This is a genomic window from Lelliottia sp. RWM.1 (genome assembly GCF_016859735.1).
GTDB lineage: Bacteria > Pseudomonadota > Gammaproteobacteria > Enterobacterales > Enterobacteriaceae > Enterobacter.
Genome location: NZ_WLVC01000026.1, coordinates 25,483 through 44,706 on the forward strand (window position 1 = coordinate 25,483; position 19,224 = coordinate 44,706).

General features: G+C 54.9%; 17 protein-coding genes. 12 read left to right on the forward strand and 5 right to left on the reverse strand.

Annotated features, from left to right (window positions below; genetic code table 11):
* The first annotated feature begins 5 nt into the window (after nucleotides 1-5).
* Nucleotides 6-1,463: an NADH-quinone oxidoreductase subunit NuoN gene (gene nuoN / locus GF617_RS17310; protein WP_203452159.1), complete on the forward strand. Its 1,458-nt coding sequence runs from the start codon at nucleotides 6-8 to the stop codon at nucleotides 1,461-1,463.
* A 99-nt stretch (nucleotides 1,464-1,562) separates the two neighbouring features.
* Here the strand turns inward: nuoN and GF617_RS17315 are convergent, their stop codons facing one another.
* Together GF617_RS17315 and rnz are read right to left on the reverse strand one after the other, a co-directional pair.
* Nucleotides 1,563-2,567 carry a chemotaxis protein gene (locus GF617_RS17315; protein WP_203452160.1) on the reverse strand — a complete coding sequence of 335 codons (1,005 nt, stop codon included), beginning with the start codon at nucleotides 2,565-2,567 and terminating at the stop codon, nucleotides 1,563-1,565.
* Between the two features lie 64 nt (nucleotides 2,568-2,631).
* On the reverse strand, nucleotides 2,632-3,549 hold the full coding sequence (gene rnz / locus GF617_RS17320; RefSeq protein ID WP_181620215.1) for a ribonuclease Z: 918 nt from the start codon (nucleotides 3,547-3,549) through the stop codon (nucleotides 2,632-2,634).
* A 72-nt stretch (nucleotides 3,550-3,621) separates the two neighbouring features.
* Between rnz and GF617_RS17325 the strand changes: the two genes are divergently transcribed.
* The 10 genes from GF617_RS17325 (at nucleotide 3,622) to GF617_RS17370 (ending at nucleotide 13,513) form a co-directional block, all read left to right on the forward strand.
* Nucleotides 3,622-4,083, forward strand: a complete 462-nt coding sequence (locus tag GF617_RS17325; protein WP_203452161.1) for a GNAT family N-acetyltransferase — start codon at nucleotides 3,622-3,624, stop codon at nucleotides 4,081-4,083.
* A 53-nt stretch (nucleotides 4,084-4,136) separates the two neighbouring features.
* A complete protein-coding gene (gene elaB, locus GF617_RS17330; protein WP_181620213.1) occupies nucleotides 4,137-4,442 on the forward strand; it encodes a stress response protein ElaB in 306 nt (101 codons plus the stop codon).
* A 96-nt stretch (nucleotides 4,443-4,538) separates the two neighbouring features.
* A complete protein-coding gene (menF, locus tag GF617_RS17335) occupies nucleotides 4,539-5,834 on the forward strand; it encodes an isochorismate synthase MenF (protein WP_203452162.1) in 1,296 nt (431 codons plus the stop codon).
* Nucleotides 5,835-5,922: 88 nt separating this feature from the next.
* Nucleotides 5,923-7,593 carry a 2-succinyl-5-enolpyruvyl-6-hydroxy-3-cyclohexene-1-carboxylic-acid synthase gene (menD, locus tag GF617_RS17340; RefSeq protein WP_203452163.1) on the forward strand — a complete coding sequence of 557 codons (1,671 nt, stop codon included), beginning with the start codon at nucleotides 5,923-5,925 and terminating at the stop codon, nucleotides 7,591-7,593.
* Nucleotides 7,590-8,366 (forward strand): 2-succinyl-6-hydroxy-2,4-cyclohexadiene-1-carboxylate synthase, encoded by a 777-nt coding sequence (gene menH, locus GF617_RS17345; RefSeq protein WP_203452164.1) that lies wholly within the window; start codon nucleotides 7,590-7,592, stop codon nucleotides 8,364-8,366. Before menD ends, menH begins: the two co-directional genes overlap by 4 nt.
* Nucleotides 8,363-9,220: a 1,4-dihydroxy-2-naphthoyl-CoA synthase gene (gene menB, locus GF617_RS17350; protein WP_181620209.1), complete on the forward strand. Its 858-nt coding sequence runs from the start codon at nucleotides 8,363-8,365 to the stop codon at nucleotides 9,218-9,220. Before menH ends, menB begins: the two co-directional genes overlap by 4 nt.
* Nucleotides 9,220-10,185, forward strand: coding sequence for an o-succinylbenzoate synthase (gene menC / locus GF617_RS17355; protein WP_203452165.1), 966 nt, complete (start codon nucleotides 9,220-9,222; stop codon nucleotides 10,183-10,185). The genes menB and menC overlap by 1 nt, the downstream gene beginning before the upstream one ends.
* Entirely contained in the window at nucleotides 10,182-11,543 is a 1,362-nt protein-coding gene (menE, locus tag GF617_RS17360) for an o-succinylbenzoate--CoA ligase (RefSeq protein WP_203452166.1), read from the forward strand. The genes menC and menE overlap by 4 nt, the downstream gene beginning before the upstream one ends.
* A 133-nt stretch (nucleotides 11,544-11,676) precedes the next feature.
* On the forward strand, nucleotides 11,677-12,219 hold the full coding sequence (locus GF617_RS17365) for a YfaZ family outer membrane protein (protein WP_181620206.1): 543 nt from the start codon (nucleotides 11,677-11,679) through the stop codon (nucleotides 12,217-12,219).
* 94 nt (nucleotides 12,220-12,313) lie between these two features.
* Complete coding sequence (locus GF617_RS17370; protein ID WP_203452167.1) at nucleotides 12,314-13,513, forward strand: nicotinamide mononucleotide deamidase-related protein YfaY; 1,200 nt, start codon at nucleotides 12,314-12,316, stop codon at nucleotides 13,511-13,513.
* Between the two features lie 37 nt (nucleotides 13,514-13,550).
* On the opposite strand, the gene glpC is transcribed toward GF617_RS17370, so the two are convergent.
* Genes glpC through glpA form a run of 3 tightly spaced genes read right to left on the reverse strand, consistent with a single transcriptional unit; the run spans nucleotide 13,551 to nucleotide 17,615 of the window.
* A complete protein-coding gene (gene glpC / locus GF617_RS17375; protein ID WP_203452168.1) occupies nucleotides 13,551-14,741 on the reverse strand; it encodes an anaerobic glycerol-3-phosphate dehydrogenase subunit GlpC in 1,191 nt (396 codons plus the stop codon).
* Nucleotides 14,738-15,997, reverse strand: a complete 1,260-nt coding sequence (gene glpB / locus GF617_RS17380; protein WP_203452169.1) for a glycerol-3-phosphate dehydrogenase subunit GlpB — start codon at nucleotides 15,995-15,997, stop codon at nucleotides 14,738-14,740. Before glpB ends, glpC begins: the two co-directional genes overlap by 4 nt.
* Nucleotides 15,987-17,615 (reverse strand): anaerobic glycerol-3-phosphate dehydrogenase subunit A, encoded by a 1,629-nt coding sequence (glpA, locus tag GF617_RS17385; protein ID WP_203452170.1) that lies wholly within the window; start codon nucleotides 17,613-17,615, stop codon nucleotides 15,987-15,989. Before glpA ends, glpB begins: the two co-directional genes overlap by 11 nt.
* A 256-nt stretch (nucleotides 17,616-17,871) precedes the next feature.
* Between glpA and glpT the strand changes: the two genes are divergently transcribed.
* Nucleotides 17,872-19,224 (forward strand): glycerol-3-phosphate transporter, encoded by a 1,353-nt coding sequence (glpT, locus tag GF617_RS17390; protein WP_181620201.1) that lies wholly within the window; start codon nucleotides 17,872-17,874, stop codon nucleotides 19,222-19,224.

The window sequence follows — 19,224 nt, forward strand, 5'->3', positions numbered from 1 at the left end:
TCGCCATGACAATAACTCCACAACAACTGATCGCGCTGCTACCGCTGCTGATCGTCGGATTGACGGTGGTGGTTGTGATGCTCTCCATTGCGTGGCGACGCAATCACTTCCTGAATGCGACGCTGTCGGTTCTGGGTTTGAACGCCGCGCTAGTTTCCCTCTGGTTTGTTGGCCAGGCGGGCGCGATGGATGTCACGCCTCTGATGCGTGTTGACGGCTATGCCATGCTTTATACCGGTCTGGTTTTGCTGGCGAGCCTGTCAACCTGTACCTTTGCATATCCGTGGCTTGAAGGTTACAACGACAATAAAGAAGAGTTTTACCTGCTGGTTCTGATTGCTGCTCTGGGTGGCATTCTGTTGGCAAACGCGAACCACCTGGCGGCCCTGTTCCTCGGTATTGAGCTAATCTCTCTGCCGCTGTTCGGCCTGATTGGTTACGCCTTCCGTCAGAAGCGTTCTCTGGAAGCAAGCATCAAATACACCATCCTGTCAGCGGCGGCCTCATCGTTCCTGCTGTTTGGTATTGCGCTGATTTACGCTCAGTCCGGTAACCTCTCTTTCGTGGCGCTTGGCAAGAGCCTCGGCGACGGTATGCTGCATGAGCCGCTGCTGTTGGCTGGTCTGGGCATGATGATTGTTGGCCTCGGCTTTAAACTCTCTCTGGTTCCGTTCCACCTGTGGACGCCAGACGTATACCAGGGGGCTCCGGCTCCGGTCTCTACCTTCCTGGCGACAGCAAGCAAAATTGCTATCTTCGGTGTGGTAATGCGTCTGTTCCTGTACGCGCCAGTGGGCGATAGCGAAGCGGTTCGTGTTGTGCTTGGCATTATCGCGTTCGTTTCCATCATCTTCGGTAACCTGATGGCGCTGAGCCAGACCAACATCAAACGTCTGCTGGGCTACTCCTCTATCTCTCATCTGGGCTACCTGCTGGTGGCACTGATTGCGCTGCAAAGCGGTGAGATGTCAATGGAAGCGGTGGGCGTTTATCTGGCCGGTTATCTGTTCAGCAGCCTTGGTGCGTTCGGTGTGGTAAGTCTGATGTCCAGCCCTTACCGTGGTCCGGATGCGGACTCTCTGTTCTCCTACCGTGGCCTGTTCTGGCATCGTCCGATTCTGTCTGCGGTGATGACGGTGATGATGCTGTCTTTGGCCGGTATTCCGATGACGCTGGGCTTTATCGGTAAATTCTACGTGCTGGCCGTTGGTGTGAATGCGGGTCTGTGGTGGTTGACTGCGGGCGTGGTTATTGGCTCCGCGATTGGTTTGTACTACTACCTGCGTGTGGCGGTGAGTCTGTACCTGAGTGCACCTCAGCAACTCAACCGTGATGCACCAACCAACTGGCAATACAGTGCGGGTGGTATTGTGGTACTGATTTCCGCGCTGCTGGTGCTGATCTTCGGCATTTACCCACAGCCGCTTATCACCATCGTGCAGCATGCGATGCCGCTGATGTAAGCAAGCTAAAAACAAAAAACCCGCCTCGGCGGGTTTTTTTATGGTTTGCGTCCTCTCCCCTGAGAGGAGAGGGGGTGATGACACCCGCCTACGCCGAACCTAAGCCAACTGCTTCCTGCTAATCAACGGTCCCTCTATTTTCTTCACCGAACGCTCCAGCACTTCCTCAATGACGGATGACAGCTCGTTCAGCTCGAATTTCGCCACATACCCATCTGCTTTTACCTTACGAATGTGATCTTCGTTGGCATTGCCAGAAAGTGAGGAGTGGATCACCACAGGAATATCCTTGAGGAACGGATCGGTCTTGATTTTGCGCGTCAGCGTAAAACCATCCATCTCCGGCATTTCCAGGTCAGTTAACACCAGCGCAATCTTGTCAGTGATTGGTACACCTTCCGCCTGTGCCTGGGCAGCCAGAACACCAATTTTCTCCCATGCTTCTTTGCCTGTGATATGCAGTTGCGCGGGGATTTCCATTGCCTGTAACCCTTTTTCCAGCATCGAGCGGGCGACTTTAGAGTCTTCCGCAACAATGGCGACCGCACCGGACTTGATATTGAATTTGGTCGTTTTCAGGTTGGTGGCGTGCAGATCGTGGTTCGCCGGGGTGATGTCATACAGGATTTGTTCAACATCCAGCACCATCGCCAGATCGTTGGTATCGGTCTTTTCATCAAGGCAGGCAATGCTGGTGATGTAGCGGCCGCTGACGGCGGTTTCCGCTGCGTGAACCTGTTTCCAGTCCAGACGCATGATGTTTTCAACAGACTCTACGGCAAATGCCTGTACGCTACGGGCGTATTCAGTGATCAACAGAATGTTCAGCCTGGTCGTTGGTTTACAGCCCGCTACTGCCGCCAGGTCAATGACCGGGATCACCTGATCGCGAATATTCACCATTCCCATCAACGGCGACTTCATGCCAGCAGGTTTGGTGAACTCTGGCATAGGTACAATTTCGCGCAGCTTAAAAACGTTAATGCCGAACAGCTCGGATTTGTTTTCATTGAGTGACGTGCCGAGACGGAACAGTAACAGCTCAAAACGATTCGACAGGGTCAGATTCGCCCTGTCATCAATATCTTTCTGGAAATTATCCATTTTACCCTCAAGTGAAATGCTGGCCTTTTAATCGTTATCGGCATCCTGAGGGAAAAGTGAAGGGTTAAACGCTGACCTGAGTGAAATCTTCGGCGAGCTCTGATTGGGAAAACACCTCACGGCACTCGGCCAGCAGGCCTGCACAGCCCTGAGCATCGTAGCGTGAGCTGACATGCGTGATCATCAGTTTCCTGACGTTAGCTTCGCGGGCAAGGCTGGCTGCCTGGCGTGTAGAGCTGTGGCCACGACTATTCGCTTTTTCTTCCATCGCGGCTTCGAGCGTGGCTTCATGTACCATCAGATCCACGCCTTGTGCCAGCGTCAGGGCTGAAGGACAAGGTGCTGTGTCGCCAAAAATAGCCAGTTTTTTGCCTGGCTGAGGGGCAGACAGATAATCCAGACCGCTGATGCGACGGCCATCCTCCAGCGTTATGGTTTCACCTTGCTTCAGGCGCTGGAATAGCGGCCCTGGTTTCACGCCATCGGCAATCAATGCAGCAGCATCCAGTGTGCCTGGCTTATCCTGTTCTTCAATGCGATAACCATAGCACTCAACAGGATGGTTAAGCTGCTGTGCTGTGACGGTATAAAGCGCATCTTCACACACCAGCCCTTCGTTAATTTCAACCACTTCCAGGGGATAATCGGTCCAGGAACCGCTCAAACGCAGAGTGGTTTCGACAAACTCGCGTATACCCGCCGGGCCGTAGATTGTGACAGGGTTAGCAATGCCCGCCATCGAACGGCTGCACAGCAGGCCGGGCAAGCCAAACAGATGATCACCGTGCAAATGCGTAATAAAAATTTTATCCAGTTTGCCGGGATGATAGGCGGTACGGAGCAACTGGTGCTGCGTGCCTTCGCCACAATCAAACAACCACAGCCCACTACGGGTCGGGTGCTGCAAATCCAGCAGAATGGCGGTCACATTTCGTGATCGTGTTGGCACGCCGGCGGACGTACCCAGAAAAATCAGTTCCATAACGCAGTCTGGCTCTTTGCCGAATGAGAAAGTGTTTAGTATAACGTGATGAACCCTAATAAGGAGTCTGACATGATCCAGTGGCAAGATTTACACCATAGTGAGCTGAATATTCATTCGCTGTACGCCTTACTGAAATTACGCTGTGAAGTGTTTGTGGTTGAACAAACCTGCCCGTATCAGGACATCGATGGTGATGATCTGGTGAGGGAGAACAGGCATATCCTCGGCTGGAAGGATGATGAGCTGGTGGCGTATGCGAGGATTCTGAAAAGTGACGATGATTTTGAGCCGGTCGTGATTGGGCGTGTCATTGTCAGCGGCCAGGTCCGTGGTGAAAAACTCGGTTATCGGCTGATGGAGCAAACGCTGGCATCATGTGAAAAACAGTGGCCAGACAAGGCATTATACCTGGGGGCCCAGGCTCATCTTCAGTCCTTCTATGCCCACTTTGGGTTTGCTCCCGTAACCGATGTGTACGATGAAGATGGCATTCCACATATCGGGATGGCGCGTGAAGTGAAGCAGGCGTGATGGGGTGTCGTTGTCTATAGTTAGCGAACTGGTGTACTAACATGGAGAAAAATATGTCTTTTCAATCCTGGGATACCCGTATTGATGACGATCTGGCTCTGCTGAGCGAAACGCTGGAAGAGGTGTTACGTTCTTCAGGCGATCCCGCCGATCAAAAATACATTGAACTGAAAGCACGTGCAGAGAAGGCGTTGCATGAAGTCAAAAATCGCGTCAGTCAGGCTTCTGATACCACTTACTACCGTGCAAAAAGAGCGGTTTACCGTGCCGATGACTATGTGCACGAAAAACCCTGGCAAGGCATTGGCGCGGGTGCTGCCGTAGGGTTGGTGCTGGGGTTGCTGCTAGCCCGTCGTTAACACTGCTTTAAACGGTTAACCACTCCCTATACGTGGGTACTGCTATTTATCGTCAGTACCCCGTATAATGCGAGGTTTTAACAGGGAGAGGTTCGCGTGCATTCGATTTCCATTGCGCTGGAACGTCTGCGTAACCAGCTTGCGCAAGATATTCCGGCTACACCCGGTTTACGCCATTTCGACGTCTCTTTCCCGTTAAACGATGCTTTCGATCCGCTGGCCTGGCTGGGTGCTCAGGTTTGCTATCCTCAATTCTACTGGCAACAGCGTAGTGGCGATGAAGAGCTCGCGGCGCTGGGTGCTGTCATGCACTTTTCTTCTCTGGCGTCTGCCTGGCAGTTTTTGCACATCTCTGGTACGAGTGACGACACCCGTATTTGCGGACTGAATGCGTTTAATCCAGAGCAGGGCAGTTTATTTTTACCGCGTTTGCTATGGCTGCGCCATGCCGGGATCGCCACGCTACGTCTGCAGTTATGGAGTGAGCAGTCACTCCAGGATGATGCCCGGCGTGCACAGGACTTTTTGCAAACATTGTCTGACGCCAGGCCAATTGACGCGCTTGCAGCCCAGGTACTCAGCGAGACGCAACTGCCTGCAAGGCCAGAATGGTTGCGTCTTGTCCGCCACGCAACGGCGACCATCTCCCGTGGCGCATTTGAAAAAGTTGTTCTTGCCAGAGCGACTGATCTGCAATTTAATCAATCGGTTAATGCCGTTTCATTGATGGCGGCCAGCCGGGCACTGAATCTACATTGCTATCATTTCTGCATGGTATTTGATGCCAACAATGCCTTTCTCGGTTCCACGCCTGAGCGCCTGTGGCGTCGGCGCGGTACGCTTTTACGAACAGAGGCGTTGGCAGGTACGGTAGCCAGCCACACTGATGATAAACAGGCGCAGCAGTTAGGCTCATGGTTGATGAATGATGATAAGAATCAACGGGAGAATATGCTGGTGGTCGAGGATATCTGTCAGCGCCTGCAGCACCATACACAGACGCTGGAAGTGCTGCCCGCGCAAATTGTTCGTCTGCGCAAAGTGCAGCATTTGCGCCGTTGTATCTGGGCAGCACTAAAACAAGCGGATGATGCTCAATACCTGCATGTGTTGCAACCGACTGCTGCGGTTGCCGGTTTGCCGCGACAGGCCGCCCGCGATTTTATTCAAAACAATGAACCGTTCGACAGAGAGTGGTATGCCGGATCTGCCGGATATTTATCGCTGGAGCAGAGTGAGTTTTGCGTGGCGCTACGCTCGGCCCGTATCAACGACGCTTCATTACGGCTGTATGCAGGCGCCGGGATTGTCAGTGGCTCTGACCCTGAACAGGAGTGGCTGGAGATAGAAAATAAAGCCGCAGGGTTGCGCACTCTGCTCCTTAGGGATTAAGACTGAGTCGCACATTCCCGATTCATATCAAAATTCTATCTTTTCCTATTATTTATACTGTGTCACATTATTGATACCGGACAATATCATGTCAGTAAGTTCTTTTAACCGACGCTGGGCGGCGGTGATCCTTGAAGCCCTGACTCGCCATGGCGTCAGGCACGTGTGTATTGCACCGGGCTCCCGTTCAACTCCGCTTACGCTTGCGGCGGCTGAAAACCGGGCATTTATTCATCACACCCATTTTGATGAGCGTGGATTAGGCCATCTGGCCCTGGGGCTGGCGAAAGTCAGCCAAGCGCCCGTCGCAGTGATTGTTACGTCGGGTACGGCGGTGGCGAATCTCTATCCGGCACTGATTGAAGCCGGGTTGACCGGTGAAAAACTGGTTCTGTTGACCGCCGATCGCCCGCCAGAACTGATCGACTGTGGGGCAAATCAGGCTATTCGCCAGCCGGGAATATTTGCTTCTCATCCGTCGAAGACCCTCTCTTTACCTCGTCCGACGCAGGATATTCCGGCAAGCTGGCTGGTGTCGACTCTCGATCAGGCAATGGCCTCGCAACGCAGCGGGGCATTACATATTAATTGCCCGTTTGCCGAGCCGTTATACGGTGAACTGGACGATACCGGGCTTGAGTGGCAGCAGTCGCTTGGTGACTGGTGGCACAGTGAAACGCCGTGGCTACGCGCGCAAACCCATCTGGAAAGTGCAAAGCAGCGCGACTGGTTCTTCTGGCGACAAAAGCGCGGTGTCGTCGTTGCCGGGAGAATGAGTGCCTCAGAAGGTAAACGCGTGGCTGAATGGGCGCAAATGCTCGGCTGGCCGCTGATCGGTGATGTACTCTCGCAAACCGGACAACCGCTCCCCTGTGCCGACCTCTGGCTGGGGAATGCAAAAGCCGTGACTGAACTCGCGCAGGCGCAAATTGTGGTACAGATTGGCTCCAGTCTGACGGGGAAACGGGTTCTTCAGTGGCAGGCGACATGCACACCCGAAGAGTACTGGCTGGTGGACCCGCTGGAAGGCCGGCTTGACCCGGCTCATCATCGTGGGCGTCGTCTGGTCAGCGAGATTGAAACCTGGCTGGAATTGCATCCGGCAGAAAAACGCAAACCCTGGGCTACGGCGATCCCCGCGCTTTCAGGCCGGGCATGGGAACTCACTCAACAGCAGTGTGAAGGATTTGGTGAAGCGGAACTGGCGCACCGGATTTATCAGTATCTGCCTGAGCAGGGCCAGCTGTTTGTGGGTAACAGCCTGGTCGTACGTTTGATTGATGCGTTCTCGAAGCTGCCTGCGGGATACCCGGTTTACAGTAACCGGGGGGCAAGTGGCATTGATGGATTGATCTCAACGGCTGCGGGCGTACAACGTGCCAGTGCTAAATCCACGCTGGCGATCGTGGGGGATTTATCTGCCCTGTACGACCTCAACGCGCTGGCGTTATTGCGGCAGGTATCCGCGCCTTTTGTATTGATTGTGGTTAATAACAATGGTGGACAGATCTTCTCCTTACTGCCAACGCCACAAAGCGAACGTGAGCGTTTCTATCTGATGCCGCAAAACGTGCAGTTTGAGCATGCGGCGGCCATGTTCAGCCTTAAGTATCAGCGGCCTGAAAACTGGGATGAACTGGACGCGGCGCTGAACAAGGCCTGGCGACAGCCGGGCGCAACGCTTATCGAGCTGGTGGTGGACGACGCTGATGGCGCTCAGCGTTTGCAAAATCTGCTGGCACAGGTAAGCCAACTGTGATCCTTGCAGGTGTGAAACAGGCCGGAAAACCAGGCGTTCCCTGGCTTGTTTTTTTGCACGGTTTTTCCGGTGATTGTCGCGAATGGCTGACTGTCGGAGAGCCGCTCAGCGATAACCGCTGTTTATATCTTGATCTGCCGGGACACGGCGGTTCGGCGGGTATTTCCGTCAACGGGTTCGATGGGGTCAACGATTTGCTGACCAGAACCCTTCTTAGTTACAACATACTTAATTACTGGCTGGTGGGGTACTCTCTCGGCGGGCGCATTGCGATGTTTCATGCCTGCCAGCAACCAACAGGGCTGCGCGGACTGGTCGTTGAAGGCGGACATCCTGGTCTACAGAACCCTGATGAACGTGAGGCGAGATACCGGTCCGATATGGCCTGGGCGACACGTTTTCGCTCCGAGCCGCTGGATAAGGTTTTTACCGACTGGTATCACCAGCCCGTTTTTGCCTCCCTGACGGATGCCCAACGCACAGGTCTGGTCGCCCTGCGTAGCCAGAACCACGGCATGCATCTGGCGGATATGCTCCTGGCCACTTCGCTTGCTGTCCAGCCCGATCTTCGTATGCCGCTCAGCGCGCGCAATTTTCCTTTTTACTATTTATATGGTGAACGTGATGAAAAGTTCGCAGCCATTGCGGCGGAACTGAACACCGAATGCCATGTGATCCCTAATGCCGGACACAACGCCCACCGGGAAAACCCGGACGCGGTTGCCGCGAGTCTGGCTCAGATACTGCGTCTTCGAATAAAGGACTCTCAATGATCTATCCTGATGAACACATGCTCTATGCACCGGTTGAATGGCAAGACTGCTCCGAAGGTTACACCGACATTCGCTACCATAAATCCGCTGACGGCATTGCTAAAATCACCATCAACCGTCCGCAGGTGCGTAACGCTTTCCGTCCACTGACCGTGAAAGAGATGATCCAGGCGCTGGCAGATGCGCGCTATGACGACAATATCGGTGTGATCGTGCTGACTGGTGAAGGTGAAAAAGCGTTCTGCGCCGGTGGCGATCAGAAAGTCCGCGGCGACTACGGCGGATACCAGGATGATGCGGGTACACATCACCTGAACGTGCTCGATTTCCAGCGCCAGATCCGCACCTGTCCGAAACCGGTTGTCGCAATGGTCGCAGGTTTCTCCATCGGTGGCGGTCATGTGCTCCATATGATGTGTGACCTGACTATCGCAGCTGAGAACGCCATTTTTGGCCAGACGGGCCCGAAAGTCGGCTCCTTCGATGGCGGCTGGGGGGCATCCTACATGGCGCGTATTGTCGGCCAGAAAAAAGCGCGCGAAATCTGGTTCCTGTGCCGTCAGTACAATGCCAAAGAAGCGCTGGATATGGGCCTGGTCAACACCGTTGTGCCTATTGCCGACCTCGAAAAAGAGACCGTCCGCTGGTGTCGCGAAATGCTGCAAAACAGCCCGATGGCACTGCGCTGCCTGAAAGCTGCACTGAATGCCGACTGCGATGGTCAGGCGGGTCTGCAAGAGCTGGCCGGTAACGCCACAATGCTGTTCTACATGACCGAAGAAGGTCAGGAAGGGCGCAACGCGTTTAACGAAAAACGCCAGCCAGACTTCAGCAAATACAAACGGAACCCATAATGCGTGGCGCGCAGGTTTACCGCTGGCAGATACCGATGGACGCGGGCGTGGTGCTGCGTGAACGGCGGTTAAAAACCCGTGAGGGGCTTTTCGTTCATTTGCAGCAAGGCGAACGGAATGGATGGGGCGAGATTTCGCCACTTCCGGGGTTCAGCCAGGAGTCGATGGATGATGCTCAGACGGCATTGATGTCATGGGTGGATGCCTGGCGAGATGGGGCCAACCCTTCGTTGCCCGATATCCCGTCGGCAGCGTTCGGGATCAGCTGCGCTCTGGCAGAACTGAGCGGCAGTTTGCCTGCTGAGGCGAATTATCATGCTGCGCCATTGTGTACCGGTGATCCGGATGAACTCTTCGCACTGCTTTCCGCCATGCCAGGTGAGAAAGTGGCGAAGATCAAAGTCGGGTTGTATGAGGCCGTTCGTGACGGGATGGTGGTAAACCTGCTGCTGGAAGCGACTCCTGATCTTCACCTGCGTCTGGATGCCAACCGCGCATGGACCCCGCTGAAAGCACAGCAATTTGCGAAATACGTCAATCCGGCCTGGCGCAACCGCATTGCGTTTCTGGAAGAACCCTGTAAAACCCGTGATGATTCGCGTGCTTTCGCCCAGGAAACCGGAATTGCTATCGCCTGGGACGAGAGCCTGCGTGAAGCGGATTTCCGGTTTGATGCTGAGCCGGGCGTCAGTGCGGTGGTCATCAAACCAACGTTGACGGGGAGCCTGGAAAAGATCCGCGAACAGGTCCTCTCTGCGCGCGCTTGCGGTCTGACGGCCGTCATCAGTTCATCCATTGAATCCAGTCTTGGCCTGACGCAGCTGGCGCGCATTGCCGCCTGGTTAACGCCAAATACCACACCAGGGCTGGATACGCTGAATCTGATGCAGGCGCAGCTCATTCGTCAATGGCCGGGGAGTTCGCTTCCATGTCTGGGTATTGAGGCGCTGGAGCCATTGCGATGAGTTTTCCCGACTGGCCGTGGCGGCACTGGTGCGCGCATTTTGCCTCTCAGCCAGCGCTGCGCCTGGATGATGAGTCGCTTAACTGGCAGCAGTTGTGTGAGCGTGTAGATCGTCTTGCCACCGGTTTTCATTCGCAGGGTGTGAATGAGGGTGACGGTGTGATGCTGCTTGCCCACAACCATCCACAAACGCTACTGGCGTGGCTTGCTCTGCTGCAATGTGGCGCGCGCGTTTTACCGGTTAATCCGCAGTTGCCGCATCCACTCCTGGATGTGTTGTTGCCTCAGATGACATTGCGTTTTTCGCTGGTACTGAACGGGGCGTTTGCCGGCCTGCCTGCGCTGGTTATGCGTGAAGAACCGGGGCATTACAGCGTGGCATGGCAGCCGGAACGCCTGGCCTCGATGACGCTGACTTCCGGCTCTACCGGGTTGCCAAAAGCCGCTGTACACACGTGTGCAGCCCATCTTGCCAGTGCGAAAGGCGTTCTGGCGCTGATGTCCTATCGCGGTGAGGACGACTGGTTGTTGTCACTGCCGCTCTTTCACGTTTCAGGTCAGGGTATTTTATGGCGCTGGCTGCAGGCCGGTGCGCGTCTGACCGTGCGCGAAAAGCAGCCGCTGGAGCAGGCTTTGCAGGGTTGTACTCACGCGTCGCTGGTTCCAACGCAGCTTTGGCGGTTGCTCAATACGCCGCACCCCATCGTGCTAAAGGCCGTGCTGTTGGGTGGCGCAGCGATCCCGGTAGAACTGACGCTCAAGGCGCGAGAGCAGGGCATTCTCACCTGGTGTGGCTATGGTCTGACTGAGTTTGCCTCGACGGTGTGTGCAAAAGAGGCGGATGGCGAGCCAGATGTGGGCTGCGCGTTACCAGGCAGGGATGTGCGGGTCGTCGAAGGGGAAGTCTGGCTAAGGGCACAGAGCATGGCGGCAGGCTACTGGCGAAATGGCGTCCTGCTCCCACTGGTGAATGCGCAGGGCTGGTTTGCCACCCGCGATCGCGGTGAAATTCACGACGGACGGCTGACGATCCTCGGTCGTATGGATAATCTCTTTTTCAGCGGTGGAGAAGGGATCCAGCCAGAAACACTGGAGCGTGTTATTGCCACGCATCCGCAGATAAGCCAGGTGTTTATTGTCCCGCTGGACGATGCTGAGTTTGGGCAGCGTCCCGTTGCTGTGGTGGAGTGCGAACCCGGTGCGGACATTACGCAATTCCCGGTCTGGGTAAATGACAGACTGGCGCGTTTTCAGCAGCCTGTTCACTGGTTGATCCTTCCTGCTGAACTCAAAAACGGGGGAATTAAGATTTCGCGTCGTGCATTGCAGCAGTGGGTGAATGCATCGCTGAAGGGCTAGCAACATCTTCCGTGGTATCAAATCGTTACAAACTTATTGTCTGGCGCACGCAGAGCGCTTGATCCCGGAGAGCCTCGGGTTAAAATCTCGCGGTTTTGGAGCATCTCTAATTAAATTGTGTGGGATCACGACAATGAAAAAAGTGGCATTACTGGGTCTTGGTGGCCTGATGTTTGTTTCAGCGGCGGCTAACGCCATTTCTTTTAGCGGTCAGGCAGGCAAGGACTACACCAACCTCGGTTTTGGACTGGGGACGGAAACCTCCGGTCTGGCGATGACAGGTAACTGGACGCATAACGATGACGACGGTGATGCGGCTAGCCTCGGCCTGGGTCTGAATATTCCACTGGGGCCATTCCTGGCAACGGTTGGTGGCAAAGGCATTTATACCAATCCGAATAACGGTGATGAAGGCTACGCGGCGGCTGTTGGCGGCGGTCTGCAATGGAAAATCGGCGACAGCTTCGGCCTGTTCGGTGAGTACTACTACTCTCCTGATTCGCTCTCCAGCGGTATCGACAGCTATGAAGAAGCTAACGCAGGAGCACGCTGGACGATTATGCGTCCTATCACTGTTGAAGCGGGTTACCGTTATCTGAACCTCGCCGGTAAAGATGGTAATCGTGACAACGCACTGGCTGATGGTCCGTATGTTGGTGTAAGCGCAGGTTTCTGATCTCTTCGGCGCGGCGTTCTGTCGCGCCAGTTTCTCTCTTCTCCCCACATTCAATTGCGCTATAGTGTTTTGACCATATAAGCGGGAGAACACAATGATTAACGTGGAGATGTTATCCACCGGCGACGAAGTGCTGCATGGACAAATTACCGATACCAATGCCGCCTGGTTAGCCGATTTTTTCTTTGAACAGGGATTACCGTTAACGCGCCGCAATACCGTGGGTGACAACCTGGAGTCGCTGGTCAATATTTTGCGTGAGCGTAGTGAACATGCTGATGTCCTGATCGTAAATGGCGGACTTGGCCCCACCAGTGATGATTTAAGCGCATTGGCTGCGGCGACGGCGAAAGGTGAAGGGCTGGTTCTGCACGAAGCCTGGCTGGCCCAGATGGAACGGTTCTTTGCTGAGCGTGGCCGGGTGATGGCCCCGAGCAACCGCAAGCAGGCAGAAATTCCTGCCAGTGCTGAGTTCATCGATAATCCGGTTGGTACGGCCTGCGGATTCGCCGTCACGCTGAACCGCTGTGTGATGTTTTTCACCCCCGGCGTGCCGTCCGAATTTAAAGTCATGGTTGAGCAGCAGATCCTGCCGCGTCTGCGCGAGCGGTTTACTTTGCCTGAACCACCTCTTTGTTTACGACTCACCACATTTGGCCGTTCCGAAAGCGACCTGGCGCAAAGCCTTGACCCTCTGCCGCTGCCGCCTGGTGTGTCGATGGGGTATCGCTCTTCAATGCCCATCATCGAGCTGAAACTGACAGGCCCGGCAACCGAAAAAGACGCTATGCTGGCCCTGTGGCCAGAAGTACAACGCGTAGCGGGAGAAAGCCTGATCTTTGAAGGAACAGAAGGTTTGCCTGCGCAGATCTCGCGCCACTTGCAGGCGCGTCAGTTGAGTCTGACCTTAAGCGAGCAGTTTACGGGAGGGGTGCTGGCGTTGCAGCTTTCACGGGCTGTAGCCCCACTGCTGGCCAGTGAAGTTGTGCCGTTCCAGCAAGAGACGCTGATGCAAACTGCACGCTGGGCGGCCGAGCGAAGAGTCAACCATTTTGCTGGCCTGGCGCTGGCTGTGGGTGGGCTTGATGATGAACATCTTAACTTTGCGCTGGCGACGCCTGAAGGAACCTATGCCTTGCGGGTTAAAATGAGCATTACCCGCCACAGTTTGGCTGTACGTCAGGAAGTGTGTGCCATGATGGCGCTGAACATTCTGCGTCGCTGGCTGAACGGGAAAGAGGTCGCCAGCGAACACGGCTGGATCAATGTGGTCGAGTCGCTGTTCATCGAATGACACCTTTGCCGGGGTCGCATCACCCCGGCAATAGCTATTAGCCCAGCGCCTTAGCCAGCAGCGTGATTGGATGTTCGCAGCGCTTGCTGGTAGACATCTCAATTTGCCATTTGCAGGTTTCACAATCGGTGACCACCAGGTCAGCGCCACTCTCCTCAATTTGCCGGAACAACGGCGCACCGATGGCTTGCGATGTGGCGTAGTTTTCACTTTTGAAGCCGTAGGTTCCCGCAATGCCACAGCAGCGTGAATCCAGTATCGTCAGCTCCAGTCCAGGAATTAATCTCAGTAGTTCGAGGGTATACAGCGACCATCCCATTTTTTCCATGTGACAGGGTGTGTGATAAACCACTTTCAGCGGCAACTGGCCCAGCGGGAGCGTCTCTCCTGCATCCAGTCTGCGCCAGAGATAGCGTGTCGCCAGTTCGATATGTTCGCGCAGGCCGCTGTTATCCACGTCAAGCAGATGAGGATACTCATCGCGCAGTGTAAAAGTGCAGGTGGATGATGTGGCCAGTACCGGAAGGCCTTTCCCGTCGATCGCCTCACGAAGTGATGTGACATTATGTTGAGCCTGTTTACGTGCTTTTGCTGTAAAGCCGTTCGCAATCAGCGGTACGCCACAGCACTTCTCTTTATTGAGCAACTGTACGCCCGTACCCATGGCGTTCAGTACCTTAAGCAGATCTTTCCCTAACTGCGGGTGGTTGTAATTCACGTAGCAACCATGGAAAAACGCGATCTGATCGGCATATTGTGCCTGTTCTGCCGCCACTGATTTGTACCAGCGACGGAATGTACCGAGGGAATATTTCGGTAGACTACGATGGTGATCGATTTTGAGCGCCACATCGAGCAACTGGCGCACAGGTTTGAGCGACGTGGCGGCATTGACCAGCGGTGCAAAGGGCGTTGAGACGCTTCCCATCAGATCGGTATGGCTGAGAATGGCATCGCGCAGCGTGGGTTTTTGCGTGCTGTAACGTGCGCGTGCACGCTGGATGATGTCGCCAATTTTGACATCCGAAGGGCAGGCCACTTCACAACGTTTACAGTTGATGCAGTATTTTAGCGCTTCATCGTACAACGCTCCGTCTTTCAGGCGCAGACGCTCGCCGTCGGGGCCAGCCTGTTTTGGGCCAGGATAACGCGGATTCACGCTGCTCACCGGGCAAGCAGTGGTACAAATCGTGCATTTAATGCAGCTTTCGAAGCGGGTATCGTTCATTTTTCTGCCTCTGCGCGATGGCAAATCTGTTCTGCAACATACAGCGCCGACATGGCACAAACACCACCGCCGCAGCCCTGAGCGATGGGATCAAAGCCACCCAAAATCGATCCGATGGCGTAGAGATTGTCGACCGATACTCCAGATAACTGTGGGTGCAGGTTGTTATCGACGATCACACCAAACTGTTGCCAGGGTTGTGGGGTGAAAAAGTCACTCTGATACCAGTCTGCGCGCGATGCGCTTTGTCTCACATCCAGCCCGAGAATGGCCTCCCGGATGCCGTCGCGGCTGCTCAATAATCCGTTGCTAAAGAAACTGCCGCTCGCCAGCACCGCAAAGCGTGTTCGCAAGGGGATATCGTCATGATTTCGGGTCCAGACCTCGCTGACGCCTCCGCCAGTAAGGGTGATTTTTTTTACCTCGTCACCTGCCATCCAGATGCCACCCTGGGCGATAAACTGGCGCTGGAGCTGGTTATGCAGGCGGATACCGGGCACAGACGGCGGCAGTGTAGGCAGTAACCCCACGTTGCAGGGGAGACGGTCTGAAAGCCAGCGCCAGAGCCGGTTATCGGTTAAGCCAAAGCAGGCAGGCATAAACAGGCTGTCGCAGGTATTGCTGAGCGGTTTCAGTGCCTCAAAGAGCAGTGGCCATTTGTCTTCGTTATCCAGGAACCGGGCAATATTCACTGCCCGAAACTCACTGGCGTTATCACGCAGGACGTCAAGCTCAGGAAGTTCTATTTCTGCTGTATCTGCGTTGATCCCCTGATGGCGAAGAGAAGCCGTGGCCAGATGAGGCTGGAAATCCAGAAAACCACTGATGCCGACAACCAGTATGCGTTGAGCGGTGAGAGGGGCAACAGGGACTTCCTCAGGGCTTAGCCAGGCTGAACGCAGAGTCCCAAGTGGCGTAACGCGCTGATGATTATGGTGAGCATTACCTTGCAACCGCGCCCCGCAGGTTGCCAGTAGCGCTTCTGCCTCATGGACGAGACGGGCGATAGGTTGCGAGCCTATCAGGCTATAAGGATGTTCTGATGGCAGAATATCGGGCTGACTCAGGGTCGCCAGTGGGGCGTGTACCGGCGTGCCATCGGGTAAGGCTCCCAGCAAATCCAGCGATCCAGACGAAAAATGCAGTGCGCTCTGACCGCGGCTGATAATGGCGCAGCGCAGGCCGTGTTGTGTCAGTTTCAGCCCGCAGAGTACACCTGCCAGTCCACCGCCAATGATTACAGTATCAAATTTCATCGTGTTGCCCCTTTTCCAGACCACACAGCCCCTGATATACCCAGCGGGTAAACTCGCTTTCGCGCAGGGCATCTCCCCAGGCGACGGGCTGCACGCCTTTCCAGCGTTCATTCAAAAAGTCGCTGAGCTGATCCAGCGACTGGGTTGAGGTGGAGACATGAAAACGCTGCAATAACCCGGCAGCGCGACATGCGCACAGTTCACCCTGGCAGGTCCCCATGCCCACGCGTGTACGGCGGCGCAAATCAAGCAGGTTATTCACCGTCAGATTTTCTACGGCGTATTGCACCTCGCCTGCGGTAACCGCTTCACACTCGCATACCAGGCTGCGGCTGAGACGCCCTTCACCGAGCCACGACGGCGTTCTGTCGCCATGGCGGTAGATGGCTGAGCCGCGCAAAGGCGCCGGAAGCGAGATGATTTTATGCAGCGTTTTTTCTGTGGATTGCTGTGAGCCGGGAAGGGATTGCGTCGCCGTGATACACAGCTGAGTATTGCCAAGCTTACGGCACACGGCATCCGTAGCCCACTGTGCCATCAGCCGGTAGGTCATCAGTTTGCCGCCGGTAATAGTTATAAAGCCTTCCATCCCGTCGCGCTCTGCGTGGTCTAACAACACAATCCCCCGGCTGACGTTACGCCCGCTGGGATCGTTATCGCTGGCCACCAGTGGGCGTACACCGGCGTAGGCACGGAGAATGCGGGCTTGCGCCATTATTGGGGCCAATTTTTCCCCTTCTCGTAGCAAAATATCAACCTCTTCGGCGGTGACCCGGTTAACGTCGATCTCGCTGTAGTCAACGTGGGTTGAGGTGGTCCCAATCAAGGAAATCGTATCGCCAGGGACCAGGATATCGGCATCAGACGGCTTGCGGCAGCGGTTGATCACGTGGTTATTAATGCGGTGGTCGAGGATCAGCAGCGACCCTTTGGCCGGGAACATTCGGATCGACAAATCCGCATATTCCGCAATACGTTGCCCCCAAATTCCCGCCGCATTCACTACCACGCTGGCATACAGTTCGCTGTGTTCCTTGTATTGCGGATCAAAGACCCGAACGCCACACACAGTATCACCCTGGCGAATAAGCCCGGTCACCTCATGCCCTGTGAGAATACGTGCGCCATGTTCGCGGGCATCCAGCATATTGGCAGCAGTCAGGCGAAAAGGATCAACTGTGCCGTCGGGGACTTTGACTGCCCCTGTGAGTGCCGGGTTGACGGCGGGCTCAATGCGGCGGGCGAGAGCGGGATCGATAGCTTCGGCATCAATACCGGCAGCGAGACAGGCCGTAATAAACGTGTGCTGGAAGGCCAGGCTATCTTCCGGGAGTGTGATGAACAGACCGTTGGTTGGTTCGATGCAATGACGAGCAATGCGTTTGAGGATCTGGTTTTCAGCAATACACTCGCGGGCAGATTCGCTGTCCGTTACCGCGTATCGTGCGCCGCTGTGAAGCAGGCCATGATTGCGTCCGGTTGCGCCAGTCGCAATGTCGTGACGTTCCAGAAGCGTAACGCTTAAGCCTCGTAGCGCGCAATCTCGTGCAATGCCTGCACCGGTAGCGCCACCGCCAATGATAATCACATCGCTATAGCGGGGATCGTGAGTTGTCATTGTCTTCCCTCGTGTTCGTTTTTTTACCATTTAGCCACATGGATAGCACGGTTTGTTTGATTTCGAACATAATCGAGCGTTATACGAAAGTGAAACGTGATTTCGTGCGCCTTTTTGCGCACTTTGTCATATTTCTGTAACAATATGTGCGTTGATTCACAGTAACAATCACCGTGATTTTTTAACATCGCCGCCTCTCTGGAGTCGTGGGGCAGTTAAACCCCCGAAAATTCAATCTATGGCCACGGAGGCTGTCATGCTGAGTATCTTCAAACCTGCGCCGCATCGGGCGCGTCTGCCAGAGGCAGAGATTGATCCGCTATACCGTCGCCTGCGCTGGCAAATCTTCCTGGGCATTTTCTTCGGATATGCGGCTTACTATCTGGTACGCAAAAACTTTACCCTGGCTATGCCCTATCTGATTGAGCAGGGCTTTTCGCGCGGCGATCTGGGGTTTGCGCTGTCCGGGATCTCGATTGCTTATGGCTTTTCCAAATTCATTATGGGGTCGGTGTCAGACCGCTCGAACCCGCGTGTATTTTTACCGGCAGGGTTGATTCTTGCGGCTGCGGTCATGTTGTTTATGGGGTTTGTGCCGTGGGCAACCTCCAGCATTGCCATCATGTTTGTTCTGCTGTTCTTATGTGGCTGGTTCCAGGGGATGGGGTGGCCGCCGTGTGGGCGTACGATGGTGCACTGGTGGTCGCAGAAAGAGCGTGGTGGCATTGTCTCGGTGTGGAACTGCGCGCATAACGTGGGCGGCGGTATCCCGCCACTGCTTTTCCTGCTGGGAATGGCGTGGTTTAACGACTGGAAAGCCGCGCTTTACATGCCTGCCTTTGGCGCGGTTCTGGTGGCGATTATTGCTTTTGCACTGATGCGCGATACGCCACAGTCCTGCGGATTGCCCCCTATTGAAGAGTACAAGAATGATTACCCGGACGATTACAGCGAACAACATGAAGAAGAGTTGACGGCGAAGCAGATCTTCATGAAGTACGTTCTGCCCAATAAATTGCTGTGGTATATCGCGATAGCGAACGTCTTTGTCTACCTGCTGCGTTACGGCATCCTCGACTGGTCACCGACCTATCTCAAAGAGGTGAAGCATTTTGCGCTGGATAAATCCTCCTGGGCTTACTTCCTGTATGAATATGCAGGGATCCCTGGCACGCTGCTTTGCGGCTGGATGTCAGATAAGGTGTTTAAAGGCAATCGTGGTGCAACGGGTGTCTTCTTTATGACGCTGGTGACCATTGCGACGGTGGTTTACTGGCTCAACCCGCCGGGTAACCCTGGCGTTGATATGATTTGTATGATTGTGATCGGCTTCCTGATTTATGGTCCGGTCATGCTGATTGGTCTGCATGCGCTGGAGCTTGCACCGAAAAAAGCAGCAGGGACGGCGGCAGGCTTTACCGGCTTGTTCGGCTACCTCGGTGGTTCCGTCGCGGCGAGTGCCATCGTGGGTTATACCGTGGACTTCTTCGGCTGGGATGGTGGCTTTATGGTGATGATTGGCGGCAGCGTGCTGGCTGTTCTGCTGTTAATTATCGTGATGTTTGGTGAGAAACGTCACCACGCCGAAATGCTCGCGCGTCGTCAATAA